Source organism: Bradyrhizobium canariense, assembly GCF_900105125.1.
GTDB classification, from domain to species: domain Bacteria; phylum Pseudomonadota; class Alphaproteobacteria; order Rhizobiales; family Xanthobacteraceae; genus Bradyrhizobium; species Bradyrhizobium canariense_A.
Map to the genome: position 1 here is coordinate 3,942,710 of NZ_LT629750.1, position 16,348 is coordinate 3,959,057.

At 61.3% G+C, this 16,348-nt stretch carries 15 protein-coding genes; 9 read left to right on the forward strand and 6 right to left on the reverse strand.

Annotation, left to right across the window (positions count from 1 at the left end):
* The first annotated feature begins 186 nt into the window (after positions 1 to 186).
* From BLV09_RS18915 to BLV09_RS18945, 7 genes are all read left to right on the forward strand, one after another.
* Positions 187 to 2,406, forward strand: coding sequence for an acetate--CoA ligase family protein (locus BLV09_RS18915; protein ID WP_146688427.1), 2,220 nt, complete (start codon positions 187 to 189; stop codon positions 2,404 to 2,406).
* Between the two features lie 157 nt (positions 2,407 to 2,563).
* On the forward strand, positions 2,564 to 3,817 hold the full coding sequence (locus tag BLV09_RS18920) for an ABC transporter substrate-binding protein (protein WP_146688428.1): 1,254 nt from the start codon (positions 2,564 to 2,566) through the stop codon (positions 3,815 to 3,817).
* Positions 3,818 to 3,895: 78 nt separating this feature from the next.
* On the forward strand, positions 3,896 to 4,765 hold the full coding sequence (locus BLV09_RS18925) for a branched-chain amino acid ABC transporter permease (RefSeq protein ID WP_100383945.1): 870 nt from the start codon (positions 3,896 to 3,898) through the stop codon (positions 4,763 to 4,765).
* A complete protein-coding gene (locus BLV09_RS18930; protein ID WP_244548742.1) occupies positions 4,762 to 5,715 on the forward strand; it encodes a branched-chain amino acid ABC transporter permease in 954 nt (317 codons plus the stop codon). The genes BLV09_RS18925 and BLV09_RS18930 overlap by 4 nt, the downstream gene beginning before the upstream one ends.
* The gene (locus tag BLV09_RS18935) at positions 5,712 to 6,461 is read left to right on the forward strand and encodes an ABC transporter ATP-binding protein (RefSeq protein WP_146688429.1); all 750 of its coding nucleotides are present in this window, start codon (positions 5,712 to 5,714) and stop codon (positions 6,459 to 6,461) included. The genes BLV09_RS18930 and BLV09_RS18935 overlap by 4 nt, the downstream gene beginning before the upstream one ends.
* Positions 6,458 to 7,180 (forward strand): ABC transporter ATP-binding protein, encoded by a 723-nt coding sequence (locus tag BLV09_RS18940; RefSeq protein WP_146688430.1) that lies wholly within the window; start codon positions 6,458 to 6,460, stop codon positions 7,178 to 7,180. Before BLV09_RS18935 ends, BLV09_RS18940 begins: the two co-directional genes overlap by 4 nt.
* 110 nt (positions 7,181 to 7,290) lie before the next feature.
* The gene (locus BLV09_RS18945; RefSeq protein ID WP_146688431.1) at positions 7,291 to 8,088 is read left to right on the forward strand and encodes an MlaD family protein; all 798 of its coding nucleotides are present in this window, start codon (positions 7,291 to 7,293) and stop codon (positions 8,086 to 8,088) included.
* Positions 8,089 to 8,128: 40 nt separating this feature from the next.
* On the opposite strand, the gene BLV09_RS18950 is transcribed toward BLV09_RS18945, so the two are convergent.
* Together BLV09_RS18950 and BLV09_RS18955 are read right to left on the reverse strand one after the other, a co-directional pair.
* Positions 8,129 to 10,069 carry a TRAP transporter large permease gene (locus BLV09_RS18950; protein WP_146688432.1) on the reverse strand — a complete coding sequence of 647 codons (1,941 nt, stop codon included), beginning with the start codon at positions 10,067 to 10,069 and terminating at the stop codon, positions 8,129 to 8,131.
* Positions 10,062 to 11,072 carry a TRAP transporter substrate-binding protein gene (locus BLV09_RS18955; RefSeq protein ID WP_146688433.1) on the reverse strand — a complete coding sequence of 337 codons (1,011 nt, stop codon included), beginning with the start codon at positions 11,070 to 11,072 and terminating at the stop codon, positions 10,062 to 10,064. The genes BLV09_RS18950 and BLV09_RS18955 overlap by 8 nt, the downstream gene beginning before the upstream one ends.
* A gap of 72 nt (positions 11,073 to 11,144) precedes the next feature.
* On the opposite strand from BLV09_RS18955, the gene BLV09_RS37355 reads away from it, so the two are divergent.
* The gene (locus BLV09_RS37355) at positions 11,145 to 11,363 is read left to right on the forward strand and encodes a hypothetical protein (RefSeq protein WP_167558793.1); all 219 of its coding nucleotides are present in this window, start codon (positions 11,145 to 11,147) and stop codon (positions 11,361 to 11,363) included.
* Positions 11,364 to 11,452: 89 nt separating this feature from the next.
* Here the strand turns inward: BLV09_RS37355 and BLV09_RS18960 are convergent, their stop codons facing one another.
* The 3 genes from BLV09_RS18960 to BLV09_RS18970 form a co-directional block, all read right to left on the reverse strand.
* A complete protein-coding gene (locus BLV09_RS18960; RefSeq protein ID WP_146688434.1) occupies positions 11,453 to 12,541 on the reverse strand; it encodes an amidohydrolase family protein in 1,089 nt (362 codons plus the stop codon).
* Positions 12,542 to 12,705: 164 nt separating this feature from the next.
* Positions 12,706 to 13,509: an MBL fold metallo-hydrolase gene (locus BLV09_RS18965; RefSeq protein WP_146688435.1), complete on the reverse strand. Its 804-nt coding sequence runs from the start codon at positions 13,507 to 13,509 to the stop codon at positions 12,706 to 12,708.
* A gap of 3 nt (positions 13,510 to 13,512) precedes the next feature.
* Positions 13,513 to 13,983: a cupin domain-containing protein gene (locus tag BLV09_RS18970; protein ID WP_146688436.1), complete on the reverse strand. Its 471-nt coding sequence runs from the start codon at positions 13,981 to 13,983 to the stop codon at positions 13,513 to 13,515.
* A gap of 112 nt (positions 13,984 to 14,095) precedes the next feature.
* On the opposite strand from BLV09_RS18970, the gene BLV09_RS18975 reads away from it, so the two are divergent.
* Complete coding sequence (locus tag BLV09_RS18975; protein ID WP_146688437.1) at positions 14,096 to 15,541, forward strand: DUF4403 family protein; 1,446 nt, start codon at positions 14,096 to 14,098, stop codon at positions 15,539 to 15,541.
* 62 nt (positions 15,542 to 15,603) lie between these two features.
* Here BLV09_RS18975 and BLV09_RS18980 read toward each other — a convergent pair whose 3' ends face one another.
* Entirely contained in the window at positions 15,604 to 16,284 is a 681-nt protein-coding gene (locus tag BLV09_RS18980) for a TetR/AcrR family transcriptional regulator (protein WP_146688438.1), read from the reverse strand.
* Between the last annotated feature and the right edge of the window lie 64 nt (positions 16,285 to 16,348).

Genomic DNA, 16,348 nt, shown 5'->3' on the forward strand with positions numbered 1-16,348 from the left:
GCGACGCTATTTCGGCTGGCAAGTTTTGTAGCCAAACGCCGTTTCAAAATCCTGCGTCAGTTGCCACCCTCCCCGACTATCAATAATAGATAAGAAAACACATCGAGAATGCACGATCGGCTGCCGATCGCTCATTCCGCGACAAGAAAAATGCAAGAAGAAAAATTGAAGGGTAAGGTTACGCCTATGGAAGCTCGCCTCAGCACCGCATCGCATTCGGCTCGGCAATGGTCGCCTTCGTCCGACGCCAGCGACATCGTCAAAAGCATTCATGCCATACTGCACCCACGCAACATCGTGCTGGTGGGCGCGACCGACAAGCCCGGTAATTACGCCGAGCGTATCTGGAACAATTTGATCAAATACAAGTTCGAAGGCGGGCTGTATCCGGTCAATTCCAAGCGCGAAACCATCTGGGGCGTGCCCTGCTACAAGGATTTCGCCAGCCTGCCGGACAAGCCCGACCACGTGCTGGTGCTGGTGCCGGCGCGCTTTGCGGTTCAGGTGCTCCGGGACGCCGCGGCAGCCGGCGCCCGCTCGGCGACCATCGTCACCTCGGGCTTCAGCGAATTGCAGGATGCGGAAAGCCAGCGGCTCGCCGTCGAGCTGCAGCAGGCCATCAAGGAGACCGGGCTCGCGGTAACCGGTCCGAACTGCCTCGGCAATCTGAGCGCCGGCGAAAAGATGTTCACCAATATCGACGACCGTATCGTCACGATGGAACAGGGCCCGGTCGCGATTGCCGGCCAGTCTGGCGCGATCGTGATGGCGATCCGTCAGGCGCTCGAGGATCGCGGCGTCGGCGTCGGCTACATGGTCACGACCGGAAACGAGGCCGGCCTCGAAACCCCCGATTTGATGGCCTATTTCGCGGCCGATCCGTCGATCCGCGTGATCGTGGTGTACCTGGAAGGCGTGCGCAACACCAAGGTGTTCCGGCAGGCCTGCAAGGCCGCGCGCGCCGCCGGCAAGCCGGTGATCGCGCTCAAGCTCGGCGCGTCCGAGGGCGGCCGCGCCGCCGCCATGGCGCACACCGGCGCGCTCGCCGGCTCGATCGAGACGTTTGACGCGATCTCGACCCGCGAAGGCGTGATCCGCGTCCGCGGCCTCGATGAATTGATCGAAACCACCGAATGTTTCGTCCATGCCGATCCGCCTAAGAACAATCGGCTGGCCGCCGTGTCGCTGTCGGGCGGCAAACGCGGTCTTTTGATCGACGCGTTCTACTCGGCCGGATTGAATTTCGCGCCGCTCAGCCCCAGCGCGACCGACAAGCTCGCGAAAATGCTCGGCCCGGGCAGCATCGTGGGCAACCCGCTCGATGCAGGATTCGCCGCGGTGGTTGATCCCTCGGTCTATATGCAGTCGATCCAGATCATGATCGACGACCCCGACACCGACATCGTCATCATCGACGCTGAACTGCCGAAAGCCCCGCACGAATTGCGCGAGCGGAATTTGCGGATCGTCAACGAGAAGGCCGCCAAAGCGAACAAGCCCGTCATCTATATCAGCACGATGTCGATCGGCTTCACCGAATTCACCAAGGAGTTGCGCAAGTCGCTGCCGCATATCGCGGTTATGCAGGGCCTTGATCGCGCGGTGGGTGCGATCAAATCGCTGATCGACTATGCCTCGCTGCGCAAGGAAGTGCCGGACGCAGTATCAAGCTCCAGCGCGTCCGCGCGCGCGACATTGGAGCGAACGCTCAAAGATGCAAACGGTGCCGCACTCGACGAGGTCGCCTCCAAAAAGCTGCTCAAGGCCTACGGCATTCCAGTCTCGAAAGAAGAGATCGCGCAGACCTCAGCGGAGGCCGTCAAGATCGCCAAGAAGATCGGCTTTCCCGTCGTCGCCAAGGTGGTCAGTGCGGATATCCTGCACAAATCCGACATCGGCGGCGTGGTGCTGAACATCAACAGCGCGGCCGAAGTCAAAAAGGCGTTCAATGACATCACCGCGCGGGTGAAGAAACTCAAGAACAAGCCGAAGCTCGAGGGCATCCTGATCGCGCAACAGGTCAAGGCCGATCTTGAGCTCGTGGTCGGCGCGTCGCTCGACGCCGAGATGGGACCGGTGGTGCTGTTCGGCACCGGCGGGGTCGACATCGAACTGATGAAGGATGTCGCGCTGGCCGGGGCTCCGCTCGATGCCGCCGAGGCCAAACAATTGATCAGCCGCACCAAGGCCGGCGTGAAATTGAAAGGCTATCGCGGCAAGCCGGCTTTGCACGAAGCTTCCGCCGTCAAGGCGCTGGTCGGCCTGTCCAATCTGATGGCGGATGCCGGCAACCGCATCGCCTCGATCGACGTCAATCCGTTTTTGATCAATACCAGGACCGGCGTCGCGGTCGACGGCCTGATCGTGCTTAATAATGCCGCGGCCAAAACTGCCGCGGGGCACTGACGCCGGCAAGTTGAACTACCGACTAAGCCGAATGTCGCAGGGTTTTTGCCGGCTTAGTGTTGGCAAAACAAATCCGGACGGGTTACGCTCCCAGCCAATCAAGGCATCGAAGAATGCCGCCGATTAAAGACACATCACCATTGTCTGGGAGGACAGCATGGCTACCTCGCAACGGCCCTGGTCGGTCGATCGACGGACCATTCTTAAAACGAGCGCCGCGATTGCTGCGGTGCAATTTTCATCCCCTTACATCATCAAGGCCCGCGGCGAGACGCCGGTGCGAATCGGATTTGTCGATCCGCTGACCGGCGTTTATGCGGCGATTGCGCAAAACGAGGTGGTGGGCGCGAAATTCGCCACCGAAGAGATCAACAAGAAGGGCGGCATCCTTGGCCGGCCGGTCGAACTGCTGGTTGAAGACTCGGCGAACGACGTCGGCACTGGCGTGCAGAAAACGCGCAAGCTGATCGAGCGCGATCAGGCCAACTTCATCATCGGCGACGTGAATTCCGGCATTGCGATCGCGATGGCGCAGGTCACCAGCGAGAAGAAGGTTCTTCATATCGTCGGCGGCGGTCACACCGATCCGATCACCGGGTCCAACTGCTCGTGGAACGTGTTCAGGGTCTGCAACTCCACCGCCATGGACGCCAATGCCATCGCCGCCACGCTGATGGAGAAGTTCGGCAAGAAATGGTACTTCCTGACGCCCGACTATGCCTACGGCCACTCGGTGCAGGCCGGCTTTGAAAAACTGCTGAAGGCCGCGGGCGGCACTTCCTCAGGCTCGCTGGTCCCGCTGGGTACCGCGGACTATTCGGCCTATCTGATCCAGGCCAAGGCCTACGGTCCGCAAGTCCTCATCAACGTCATGGGCGGCGGCGACCAGGTATCGAGCCTCAAGCAATTCGTCCAGTTCGGCCTCGACAAGCAGATGGCCGTCGGCGGCACGCTGTTCGAGCTTGAGAGCATTCGGGCCGTGCCCGATGGCGCGCGCGTCGGCTGGTGGACCATGGAATGGTGGTGGGATCAGCCCGGCGTGCCGCATGTCGCCGAATTCAACGCCGCGATGAAGAACATCACCGGCGGCGCCGCCACCGCGCGCAACTGGTTCGGTTATGCATCGGTGCAAACGCTGGCGCTGGTTGCCAACCAGGAAAAGACGCTGGACGCGCCGAAGCTCGCGCATGCACTGGCCGGGTTCAAACTGCCCCCGGAAGTCGCGTTGCAACCGGGCGCGCCGGAATTCCGCGCCGGCGACCACGAATTGATGAGCACCGTGTTTGTCGGCGAGGCGCACCCGCCGCAGGGCGATCCCGACAAGATGTTCACCGTGAAAAATCCCGTGCCCGGCGAAAAAGCCGCCGGACCGGCGGAGGAAACCGGCTGCAAGATCCAGTGGCCGGCCTGACCTGAAGACGACACGGCGCCTGGTGCTGGCTTGCACCGGGCGCCCTTATCGCTCTCTTTGCTGTCTCTCCGGTGAATTATGACGCTGCTTCTCCTGTTCAACATCACCAACGGGCTCATTGTCGGTGCCTTCTACGTGCTGATGGCGCTCGGCCTTTCCCTGATTCTCAACTTGAGCAACGTCATCAATTTCGCGCATGGCGGATTTCTGGTGATCGGCGGCTACATCGCCTATGCGATCACGCCATATGTCGGCTTTTGGGGCGCGTTACTGCTTGCGCCGCCACTGACAGCCATTATAGGGCTTGCGGTTGAACGCGTGCTGATCCGGCCGCTCTACGGACGCGATCCGCTCTACAGCCTGCTGCTCACCTTCGGCCTGGCGTTCATCATCGAGGACGGCACCCGCTTCATCTTCGGCGCGCAGGGCAAGCCGATGACCATTCCGGCGTTTCTGGCGCAGCCGCTGAGCAATGATCTGTTCTTCATCACCTGGTACCGCCTTTTCATGGTGGCGGTGGTGGTGATCGCGGTGACCGGGCTATTCCTGCTGCTGCGTTATACGCGGCTCGGCATTCGCATCCGTGCCGGCACGCTCGATCTCGAAACCGTCGCGGCGCTCGGCATCAATGTACAGATGCTGCGCTCGCTTAATTTTGCGGTCGGCATTTTCCTCGCGGGCCTCAGCGGCGTTCTGGCGGCCGGGCAACTCGGCCTCGAGCCGACCATGGGCACCGGCCTTCTGATGCCGAGCTTCATCGCCATCATCGTCGGCGGCATCGGCAGCCTGCCGGGAACGCTGATGGGCGGCTTGCTGATCGGGGTGGCGTCGGGACTGACAGCGGTATTTTTCCCAGCCGCCAGTGAAGCCGTGATCTACGTCATGATGGCGGTCGTCCTCCTGATCCGCCCCCGTGGACTATTCGGCGAAGAAGGAATGCTGAGTTGAGCGCCGAACAAACCCGCAAGCTGATCGTCCTTGCGGCGATCTGGATCATCTTGCTGCTCGCACCCTATTGGATGGTGCCGCTCGGCGGCTATACCGCACTGGCGACCCGTGTCCTCGTGCTCGGGCTGGCTGCGATGTCGCTGAACTTCCTGCTGGGCTTTACCGGCGTGCTGTCGTTCGGTCATGCCGCCTATTTCGGCCTCGGCGCCTATGGCGCAGGACTGACCCTGAAATACCTGGCGTTAAGCACGCCGCTCGCGCTGATCTGCGGAATACTTCTCGGCGGCCTTTGCGGCGCGATCCTGGGCACGCTGATCGTGCGACGGCGCGGCGTCTATTTTGCCATGGTGACGATCGCGTTCGGCCAGGTGTTCTACTACATCGCGTTTCAATGGAGTTCGCTGACCGGCGGTGACGACGGGCTGCGCGGCTTCTCGCGTCAGCCGATCGACCTCGGCCTGTTCAAGATCGATATCCTCTCCAGTCCCAATAATTTCTATTTCTTCGTGCTGTTTTGCTTCGCGCTGGCGGTCGGCGCCATGGGATTTATTTTGCGCTCGCCATTCGGCCGCACCATGATCGCGATCCGCGAGAACGAACGCCGCTCCCGTTTCCTTGGCATTCCCGTGGAACGTCACATCTGGATCGCGTTCACGCTGTCCTGCTTCTTCATGGGTTTTGCCGGCGCGCTCTATGCCCTCGTCAATAATTTCGCCGATCCGAGAGGGCTGCATTACAGCCAGTCCGGCGACTTCGTGATGATGGCCGTGATGGGCGGCATGCGAAACTTCTGGGGCCCGCTGCTCGGCGCCGCCGTTTTCGTGATCCTGCAGGATTATCTGTCGAGCATCACGGTCAACTGGATGTCGTTCGTCGGACTCCTCTTTGTTCTCGTGGTGCTGTTCTTCCCGCGCGGACTGCTCGGCTTCCTGCAGAGGAGCAAGGCATGAACGTTCTCGAGATCCAGAATGTCACCAAGCGGTTCGGAAATCTGGTGGCCGTGCGCGATGTATCGCTGAACGTGGCGAAGGGCGAATTGTGCGCGATCATCGGGCCGAACGGCGCCGGCAAGACCACCTTCTTCAACCTGATCAGCGGATTTTTCCCGCCGACCTCGGGCGCCATCCGGTTCGACGGCCAGGACATCACGAAATTGTCGACCCATGAGCGCGTCACCCGCGGCATGGCCAGGACGTTCCAGATCACCGAGATTTTTCCCGAGTTGACCGTGTTCGAAAACGTCCGCATCGCCGCCGAAGTGGCCGGCGGATATCGCCTGCGGCCCTGGATCAACCGTGCGGAAGCAGCAAAAATTCACCGGCGCGTCGAAGAAACGCTCAAGCTGGTGTCGCTGGAGGGCAAGACGGACAGGCTGGTCGGCGAACTTGCACATGGCGACCAGCGCGCCGCCGAAATCGCGATGGCGCTGGCGTTGCAGCCGCATCTGCTGCTGCTTGACGAGCCGACCGCCGGCATGGGCGATCAGGAAACCTATCAGATCACCCAATTGATCCGCCGCCTGCACCGCGACAACAATTACTCCATCGTGCTGATCGAACACGACATGCGCGTGGTATTTCATCTCGCCGACCGCATCTGCGTGCTCGATCAAGGCAGGATGCTGGCGCAGGGCACGCCGAAGGAAATCGCCGCCAACGAGACCGTTCAGGCCGCCTATCTGGGCACCGCCGCATGACATCAGCACTGACAGCCGAAGACCTCCATACCTATTACGGCAAGAGCCATATCCTGCATGGCGTCAGTCTCGAGGTCGAAGAGGGCAAGATCACCGCGCTGCTCGGGCGCAACGGCGCCGGGAAGACAACGACGCTGCGAAGCCTGATGGGCCTTACGCCGGCGCGCGAAGGCAAGATCACGATATTCGGCAAGGACACCACGCATTGGCCGACCTTCCGCATTGCCGCTGAGGGCGTGGGCTTTGTGCCCGAAGGCCGACGCATCTTCGCCAACCTCAGCGTCGAGGAAAATCTCAAGGTTCCGCTTGAGCGCCCAGGTCCGTGGACCATCGCGCGGATCTACCAGCTGTTTCCGCGCCTGGAGGAGCGCAGGCTGAACCGCGGCCGGCAGCTTTCCGGTGGCGAGCAGGAAATGCTGTCGATCGCGCGCGCGTTGCTGCTCAACCCGAGACTCCTGATTCTTGACGAGCCGTCACAAGGGTTGGCACCGCTGATCGTGCGCGAGGTGTTCCGCATCGTCCAGCAGATGAAGACCGAGGGCATCTCGGTTCTGCTGGTCGAACAGAATGCGCGGATGAGCCTGGAAATCGCCGACAACGCCTATGTGCTGGATGACGGCATCGTGGTCTATTCTGGCACGGCCCGCGAACTCGCGGCCGACGAGGCGCGGGTCCGCTCGCTCGCCGGCGCCAGCGCCGAGGAATGGACGATCGCTTAAGCCCTCGTTCACGGCGCCGGTCTTTCGTCCAGCGTGCTTTGCCGTTACAATTGCCGGATGGTCATTTGCGGCAGCCCTATCATCCCGGCGCATCACGGCTCGATTCACACATGAAGGCACGGGCAAGCAACTTCGTGATCGGGGCGACGACGCTCATTGTGATCGCCGCGGCGTTCGTCGGCTTTCTCGGTTTGCGGAAAATCCATGCGATCCAGCAGCGCGGCCCGCTCCGCGTGGTCTTTGAAGGCTCCGCGGCCGGCGTGGTCAAAGGCGGCAGCGTGAACTTCGACGGCGTCCAGGTCGGCGAAGTGATGTCCGTCAAGCTCGACGGGCCCCGCAAGATCGTTGCCCTTACCATGATCGATAACAGTGCCCCGATCCGCAGGGATACGGTGGTGGGCCTCGAAGCCCAGGGGTTGACCGGCGTGATGGCGATATCATTGACGGGTGGCGCGCCGGCGGCGCCGCCGGTGCCGCTCGATGAGGACGGCATTCCGACACTCTCGGCCGACCTGTCGGAGGCGCAATCGATCCGCGACACGCTGCACAACGTCGATCACGTCCTGGTCGACAACCGCGACGCCATCAAGGATACGATGCGCAATTTCGAAACCTATACGGCGACGTTGGCCGATAAAGGCGACGAGATCGACAGCGTCATGCGCAAGGCGGATACGGCGTTTGCGAGCTTCGACAGTGCGATGACGAAGATCGACAACGTCATTCCTGAACTTTCCAGGGGCAAGGACGGCGAACTGTATCAAAAGCTGCGCTCGATCCATGAGCTGGCCGAGAGCTTCAAGAAGCGCTCAGCCACCTTCATGGAGGACGGCCGCCGAACGCTGCTCGATGTCAGCGACGGCGCCAACGCGATGGGCCGCAAATTCGGACCGGTAAAGCAGCCGTGAAGATCTGATCGTCGCAGGCCCTCGAAGCAACCGGTTGCGCTCAATGGCCCCGGATCAGACGCGGCACCGCGAGCGTGAACCAGGGGACAAAAGCCACGACCAACACCCCGATGATCAAGACCGCCAGATAGGGCAGCATCGCCCGGCTGGTGGCTTCAAGACGGCTCTCCGACACGGTGCAGGAGACGTAGAAGCCGATGCCGATCGGCGGGATGAAGATTCCCACCCCCATCGCGAGGATCATGATCATGCTGTAGTGGATGATGTCGATGCCATACTGGCCGGCGATCGGCATCAGCAGCGGCCCAAGGATGATCAGCGCCGGAAGTCCCTCCAGCAGCGATCCCACCACGATCAGCAGCACGATCGAGCCGAGAATGAACACGGTGCGGTTATCACCGAGCGAATGCAGGATCATCGCGAGATTGGACGGCAGGTTGGCAGCGGTCAGCGTCCAGGCAAAGGAGAAAGCGGCAGCGATGATGAAAAGCACCATTCCCGCCAGCAGGCAGGATTCCACCGCGATTTGGTACAGCGCTTTGAGATCGACAGCGCGATAGATGACGAAAGCCAAAATCAATCCATACAGCACCGCAACGCTGGAAACTTCGGTCGGCGTCGCAACGCCAAAACGGATGCCGATCACCATGATGACCGGCATCACCAGCGGCAGCACGGCGCCGCCGGTCGCCCGCAGCAATTCGGCCGAGGTCGCCCGCGGCGCGGAAGCCATGTTGTCGCGCCGCGACAACACATAGTTGAGCACCATCAGCAATAGCGCGATCACAGCGGCCGGCATCAGGCCCGCGATAAACAATGTCCCGATCGAAATCGGCGCCACCGATCCCAACACCAGCATGGCAAGGCTCGGCGGAATCGTCTCCGACATCGCGGCCGATGACGCCAGCACGGCGGCGCCCTGCTCGGGCCTGTAGCCCTGCCGCTTCAACTCGCGGCGCAGCACCGATCCGACCGCGACGACATCGGCGATCTTCGAGCCGGAAATTCCTGACACCATGTAGATCGTCAGCACCACGACCTGCAGCAGCCCGCCGCGCATGTGGCCGACCAGCGTCATGGCGAAGCGCACGAGACGGAGGCTGATCCCGCCCTTCTCCATGATCAGGCCGGCCCAGATAAAGAACGGCAGCGTGAGCAGGATGTAATTGCTGGTGCCGTCAAACGTGTTCTGCGCGACCGCGATCAGCGGGGCGACGCCGCTGATCAGGAGGAACGTGAGCGAACCCAGCAGCATGGCAAAGCTGACGGGCAGTCCGAGCAGGACCGCCAGCAAAAATGCGATCAGCATGACGCCGAGCGCCGCGCCGTTATCGAGATGCAGCGAAGGCACGACGCTGATCGCATAAACCAGCCCGACCAAGAGCGCGACGGCGCAGGCCACCGGAACCACGGCACGCAGCGCATAGACATAAAGCAGACGCTCGACGGCGAACAATGCGGTGAGCGCGAGTCCCACCGTCAGCGGCAATACCAGCCACGCCGCGTTGATCTGCAGGATCGGCGTATTCGACGTTGCCGAAATCGACAGCAGGTCAAGCGAGACATATCCCACCACGACAGCGGCAACCAGAACCAGCAGATCAATCCCGATCGCAAACGACGATCGCCATTGTGGCGAGAACTTTCCGGTCAAGAATTCCACGGTGGTATGATGGCGGGCGCGAAACGCCAGCGCGCCGCCGACGAACGCGGTCAGCGACAGAAACAGCTTTGCGGCTTCGTCGGCCCACAACAGCGACTCGTCGAACCAGAAGCGCGAAACGATTCCGGTCAGAACGATTGCGAGCTGGAGCACGAGCGCGATCACCAGGATCGCGCGAAAAGCATAATCCAACCCGTTCAGCGCGGCGCGGATCCGATCCGCGACCGGGCCGCGCTTGACCGCGGATTCCTCCGGATCAATAGACCCGGGCAGGTGTGCGAGCTCGCCGTCGGAAAGCAGCGCCAGCGGCTCAGGCATGCCCGGCTTCCCGCAGGACGCTATCGTACAGATCGGCCCCGATAATGTCCTTGAATTGCGGGTAAACGCTCTCCGTAGCCTTGAGATAATGCTCGCGGTTGACCTCGACGATGGTCATGCCCTTGGTCTTGTAGCGCTGGGCGATCTCGTCGCTCTTGGTGGCAATCGTCATCCGCCAGTCCTTGGTAAGGTTGACGCTTGCGGCGCGAATCGCCTCCTGCGCGTCCTTGGGCAGCGCGTCGAACTTGGACTTGCTCGCCATCATGACACCGACATTGTAGACCTGATTGGTCATGTTGATGGTGTTGACGATCTCGTCGTGCTTGGTCGCGGCGAGCGAAATCATCGGCGTCTCGACCGCATCGATAACGCGCTGTGACAGCGCGAGATAGACTTCGGTCAGGTCGATCGCGACCGGGCTCGCGCCCAGGGTGCGGAAGGTCGAAGCGAAAATGGCGCCCGGCTGCACCCGGATTTTCAGTCCCTTCATGTCACCGGGCTCGGGGATCTTTTTGTCGATGGTCGACACCACACGCCATCCCCAATGGCCGTAGCCGAGACCATAGATGCCCTTCGACGGCAGCATATCGAGCAGCTTGCCGCCGGTCGGTCCATCGAGCAATTTCTCGGCTGACGCGGCGTCCGAAAACAGGAACGGCAGATCGACGACCTGGAATTTCGGAAATATCGTGTCGATGAATCCCGATGTGTGCGCGCAGAAATCGATGATTCCGGTCTGAAGGCCGGTCAGGATGTTGGTGCCGCTGCCGAGCTGGCCGATGCTGAACACCTGAATTTCGATGGCGCCGGAGGTACGCTTCGAAACATCGTCGGAAAAGCGCTTGAGCACATCATAGAGCGGATGGCTCTGCGTGTCGGCGAAGGTCAGCTTCAGCGTATGGGTGGGCGTCGCGGCCCAGCCGGTCCGCCCGATGAAGGGCATCGCCACCGACGCCGCAATGCCAGACGCGCCGATCTTCAGAAGCTTGCGTCGTTCGATCATGATGATGTTTCTCCCTGATATCTTTTTGGTTTTTATGCACGTCGCTTTTCGGATCGCCCAGTAGCACGAGTTTTGGCCGATGCCTATCGTCTCGTGGCATCGACATTGGTATTGCCGCCGCCTCTTCCGGTTGGCCCGGCCTTTTGTCGAGCTCTGGTTGCGCCGCCTGGTTATTCCCTTTTGAAGCTTGTTCTGATCGACGAGGAACGCCTTGCACAAGCGGGGCGTCGCGGATTCGAGGAAGCGGCGTACATCGAGCGGCAGCAGCCCCGTATTGCAGCCGTCAAATGAAGAGGCCGCCTGTTAAGGCGGCCTCCGAGAGTAAATGAAAGGGGCTTCCAGATCGCGCGGCTCAGCCACAACCTGGCGATCTAGCAGCGCTAGACTTCGATGTTCATCAGCTTTGCCGCGGTATAGCCGAGGATGTCGGCCTTTTCGCTGTCGCTGAGCGATGCGGTGGCAAGAATGGGGTCCACCGGATGAAGTTCCCAGGGGAAGGGATAATCGCTGCCCAGCACGACCTGGCCGGCGCCGACCTGCGCCACCAGATGGCGGAGGGCCTCGGGCGTGAAGACCAGGGAGTCGAAATAGATCTGCCTGAGATATTCCGTCGGTTGCTTCTGGAGCTTGATCTCCGGATTGCAGCCTTTGGGGTTGACCAAACAAGCATGATCGGAACGGTCGGCGTAAGAAGGCAGGAAGCCGCCGCCATGGGCAGCGATCACTTTCAGTTTGGGAAAACGATCGAACGTACCCTCGAAGATCATATGCGACAGCGCGATCGTGGTCTCGACCGGATAGGCGATCGCGTTGGTGAGCCAGCCATTGCCGGCCAATTGCTTGTTGAGCTCGGGCACGCCCTGCGGATGAATGAACAAGGGCACGCCGAGTTCTTCGGCCTTGGCCCAGACCGGATGAAATTTGGGATCGGAGAACGCAACACCGTTCACTGTGCCGCCGATCGCAGCGCCCTTCAGTCCCTGCTTCTTCACCGCTGTTTCGAGTTCCTGCACGGCGAGATCCGGCGCCTGCAACGTGAGCGAGGCAAAGCCTGCAAACCGGTCAGGCTTCGAGGCACAAAGCTCGGCCAGTTTCTCGTTCTGGATTTTGACGACCTTGCCGGCGAGATCGCGGTCGCGGTCATACCAGTTGGGATTGATCGACAGTACCTCGATGTCGACGGCCTGTGCGTCCATGGCGGCGAGCCGTTTGTCGATCTCGACATACGTCTCATCCACGCCTCTGACGCTGATTGGCGGGGTGTCGCCGAGCAGCGCACTGGTTTCATGGAACTGGCAATGGGAATGCACGTCGATGGTCTTGACCCGCTTTCCGTCGACCATGACGGGCAACTTCTGGCGCGTCGGCTGCTGCGCGTGCGCGCTTTGCAAAAGGCCACAACTGCAGAAGACAACGCCGGTGGCAGCGGCAGCGCCACCTGCTTTGAGAAAATCACGCCGTGTGGTCATGAAAACTAACTCCCTGTCATTTGTTTGCTGGCCTGGTCTGATGCCGCCAAGCCTTGCTGGTATCGGACGGGAGCGTAGGACAGGTCACGGGTCGGCAGCAAGACGGCGCGCGCCGGTGTTCGGATCAAAAGAAGCGGCCGTCGACCATCATGGACGCGCGCGTCTCACGAAATCGCGGTGATATATCGCCGAACCGAGGCGCTGAATGCCGCTTTCGCATCGCTGGCGATGTTGCGGCCCCACCACGCGCCATAGATGCGATCGAACGCCAGCGGTTCGATGGCATCGGCAATGCGATGGATCGATGCCGCATTCAGCGGAATGTAATTCGGATAGCTGTACATGAAGCTCAGCGAGCGGCGGTCCATTGCCACGGTCGCGATGTCGCCTGTCAGCAGCGCTCCCCGCCCTTCCGCGCCCGCGCGCCAGTGCAACACCATGCCGCCGGCAAAATGGCCACCGGCACGTACGAGGAGGATGTCTGGGGACAGCCGACAGCTTTCTCCGGACCACAACACGATGGAACGATGCGGCCGTGTGATCCAGGCGCGGTCATCGTTGTGCAGATAGATCGGCACGCCGCCGAACGCTTCGCTCCAATCGGCGATCGCGCCATAATAATGCGGATGCGAGACCGCGATCGCCTTCAGCCCGCCGAGCGACTGGACGTAGTCGACCGCCTCGCGGGTGACCAGCGGAACGCAATCCCAGAGCACGCAGCCGTCAGGCTCACGCAGCAATAGCGCGCGTTGCCCGATCGCGAAATTCGGCTTGGCGCCGATACCGGGGATGCCGAGATCGTCGTGCCAAACCAGCGTGTGGCGTTTTGCCAGTTCCTCGCGCGCGACCCACGACTGTCCCTTCCAGTTGACGAACTGCCGTTCATCTTCGCAAATCGGGCAAGATGACGGCGGCTCGCGGCTATCGGGAAACTGCGCGCCACACTGCTCGCAAGTCCAGAACGGCATGTGTCAAAAATCCTTCCGCAGCGGTGGGCCTAGGAATTCCACGTTCCAGCGTTGGCCGAACGTATTCAGTACGTCGCTTGTGGGAATACCCGACTTCATGATCTCACCTAATCCGGTAAAGAACGCTGCGGCATCGATGCCCGGCAGGATCAGGATCAGCTGCTCGGCCGGCGTGTCCGTGACATTGACGAAGGCGTGCGCGGCGCCGCCGGGCACGCTGATCACGTCACCTGCTTCAGCTAGGAAATGCCGGTCGTCGACCTGGAACAGATAACGTCCCTTGAGAACCCTGAACACCTCTGTCTCGGGATGCCGGTGTAGCGGCGGCCCAAAGCCCGGCGCGTTGATCGTCTCGATCATCTCGAGTGTCCCGCCTGACACACGGTTGGGCAGCCGAACACGCAGCTCCAGGCCGATGGCGGGGATTTGAATCGAGTCTTCGCCAAAGCGCGATTGCCAGGGACTGAAAGTCATCGTGGCACCTCTACCGGAAATTGAACGGCACAGCCGGCTTGAATTGTTCCAATTTGAGCCGCACAACACTTCCTTTAAGAACTGGATAATTAGCGATCGCAAGGGGCAAGACATGACACATCTGCATCCAGCTACCCCGCGTCAACGACTTTACGTCTCACCAGCGCATTTCGCGCGCGGATGCGTGGCCGCTCTCGGCTTCGCGTGTTTCGCCTCAGGCGCGCTGGCGGCGGACAAACCGCCGTTAAGCCCGGACACCGCGACACCCTTCACAACGACGTCACGCATTTCGGCGACGATCGAGTTTGGCCTGCCGGCGCTCGCTTCCGCCATTGAGGAAGACATTCCGCGGCGGCTCGCGACGATCGACGAGCGCATCAGCTGCGTGCATCGGCGGGTGCTCGTCTTCAGGGTCAATGCCAATTGTGACGTGTCAGGCTTCGTCGAACGGTCCGGACCGGTTTCGCTGTACGGGCGCGGCGATCACGTTTACGGCTCCGTGCCCATTTACGGCGCGATCGAAGGTCAAGGCGCAAACCGATTCACCGCGCGCATCCATGGCGAGACCGAAGCCAGCGCCACGATCGAAGCCGAAGCCCGCCCGCAACTGCGCCGGGACTGGTCGCTCGATCTGAATTTCAGCGATGGCTTCCATTGGAGTGAACCGCCGATTCTGCATGTGCTCGGCCGCGATATTCCGCTGGCGAAATATGCCGAACCCCGTATCCGAACCCAACTGGCTCATGTCCGATCGCGGGCCCTCGCGGCAGCCCGGCGCCTTGATTTGCACGACAAGGCCGCAACGGCGTGGCAACACGCCTTCGAGCCGATCAAGCTCGCCGACGATCCCCAGATCTGGTTGCAGTTGACGCCGCAAAACGCCGCGTTCGCCGGCGTCCGCGCAAACGCCAAGGTTCTTTCGGGTTCTCTCGAACTTTCGGGATCGGCCGAGACGGTGGTCGGTCAGGCCCCGCCCGCGGTGACGCCGACGACGCTGCCACCGCTTGGAACGGACGTCGCCGCGCCCGGCACCTTCGATGTCATTCTCCCGGTACGCATCAATTACGACACTTTGCGCGACAAGATCATGCAGGTGGTCGGCGCTGCAAAGGGCGAGAACGTCATTCGCGAGGTTCAGGTCTATCCTTCGGCGGGCAAACTCGTCATCGGCTTGCGCGTTGCAAAAGCGTCTGAAGCCGATCCCACTGCAGGCGAATGGGTTTATCTGTCGGGCGCGCTGAATGTGGATACTGACAAGCAAACCGTTCAACTCTCCGATCTCGCCGTGCAGGGCACGCCGGCGAGCGACATCGGCGCGATGCTCGGCAACAATGCTCTGCTCGAGCAGTTAAAAGAACAGGCAAATGTCAGCTACGGCGTCGCCTACCAAAATCTGCTCAACGCCGCCAACGAACGGCTCACCCGGCCTCTCAAAAATGGCTACCGGATGGAAGGGCATCTGACATCTGCGAAGCTCGACAAGGTTTGGCTGTTGGCAGACGGCCTGAGCATCGCGCTTCGCGCCAGCGGCGAACTGAAAATCCTGTACGGATTATGATCTCATCAGCTTGATCGCACCGTCACTGACGCGAATTCGTTCAGGCTGCCACGCTCCGATATTCACTTGCGGCTCTTACGGGATGGGGGCCGCCGTGGCTTTTCCTTTATGCGCTCTGATGCATCGTCCTGGCGCGCCGCCAATGTCGCGGGTTTGTCGACGTTGGTTGGCACGCGAAGGCCATCGACAAAGACATCGACCAACCGCAAGACGCTATTCTGCCAGCCGGGCTGGTCGTGCATGTAGCACATGCCGACCAGCGCCCGCAGAAGGTCTTCAGGGCTGATGTCGGAACGTATCTCTCCGGCCGCAACCGCACGTTCCAACAAGGCGCCGACCGCTTTGGTGAGGCGCTCGAACGTGTGGGCGTAGAGATCCGACGAGCTGTTCACCGTGAGCGCCAGTGCGGCCAGCATGCCCTTCTTGGTCGCAACGAACTCGACATTGGACCGCAGCCAGCGACGCAACGCTTCGACCGGCGTCGCCTCGCTCTTCAACTGGTCTGCCAATTCGCTGAGCTGCTGCACCTCGCGCCGATAGACCGCCTCGAACAAGGCCTCGCGCGTTGGAAAGTGACGGTAGAGCGTCCCGATGCCGACACCGGCTCGTCTTGCCACGGCCTCCAGGCTTGCGTCCGGACCGCCGGCGCTGAACACGGCTTTCGCGGCCTCCAGCACGCGCTCGCGATTGCGGACCGCATCGGCGCGGGGCCTTCGAGTAATTTCTGCGGACGGATCTGCCATCGAAATAATCTCGATCACGATCTGGTTAGATGGAATCGGACCATGATCTCATCTCTTTGTTTGA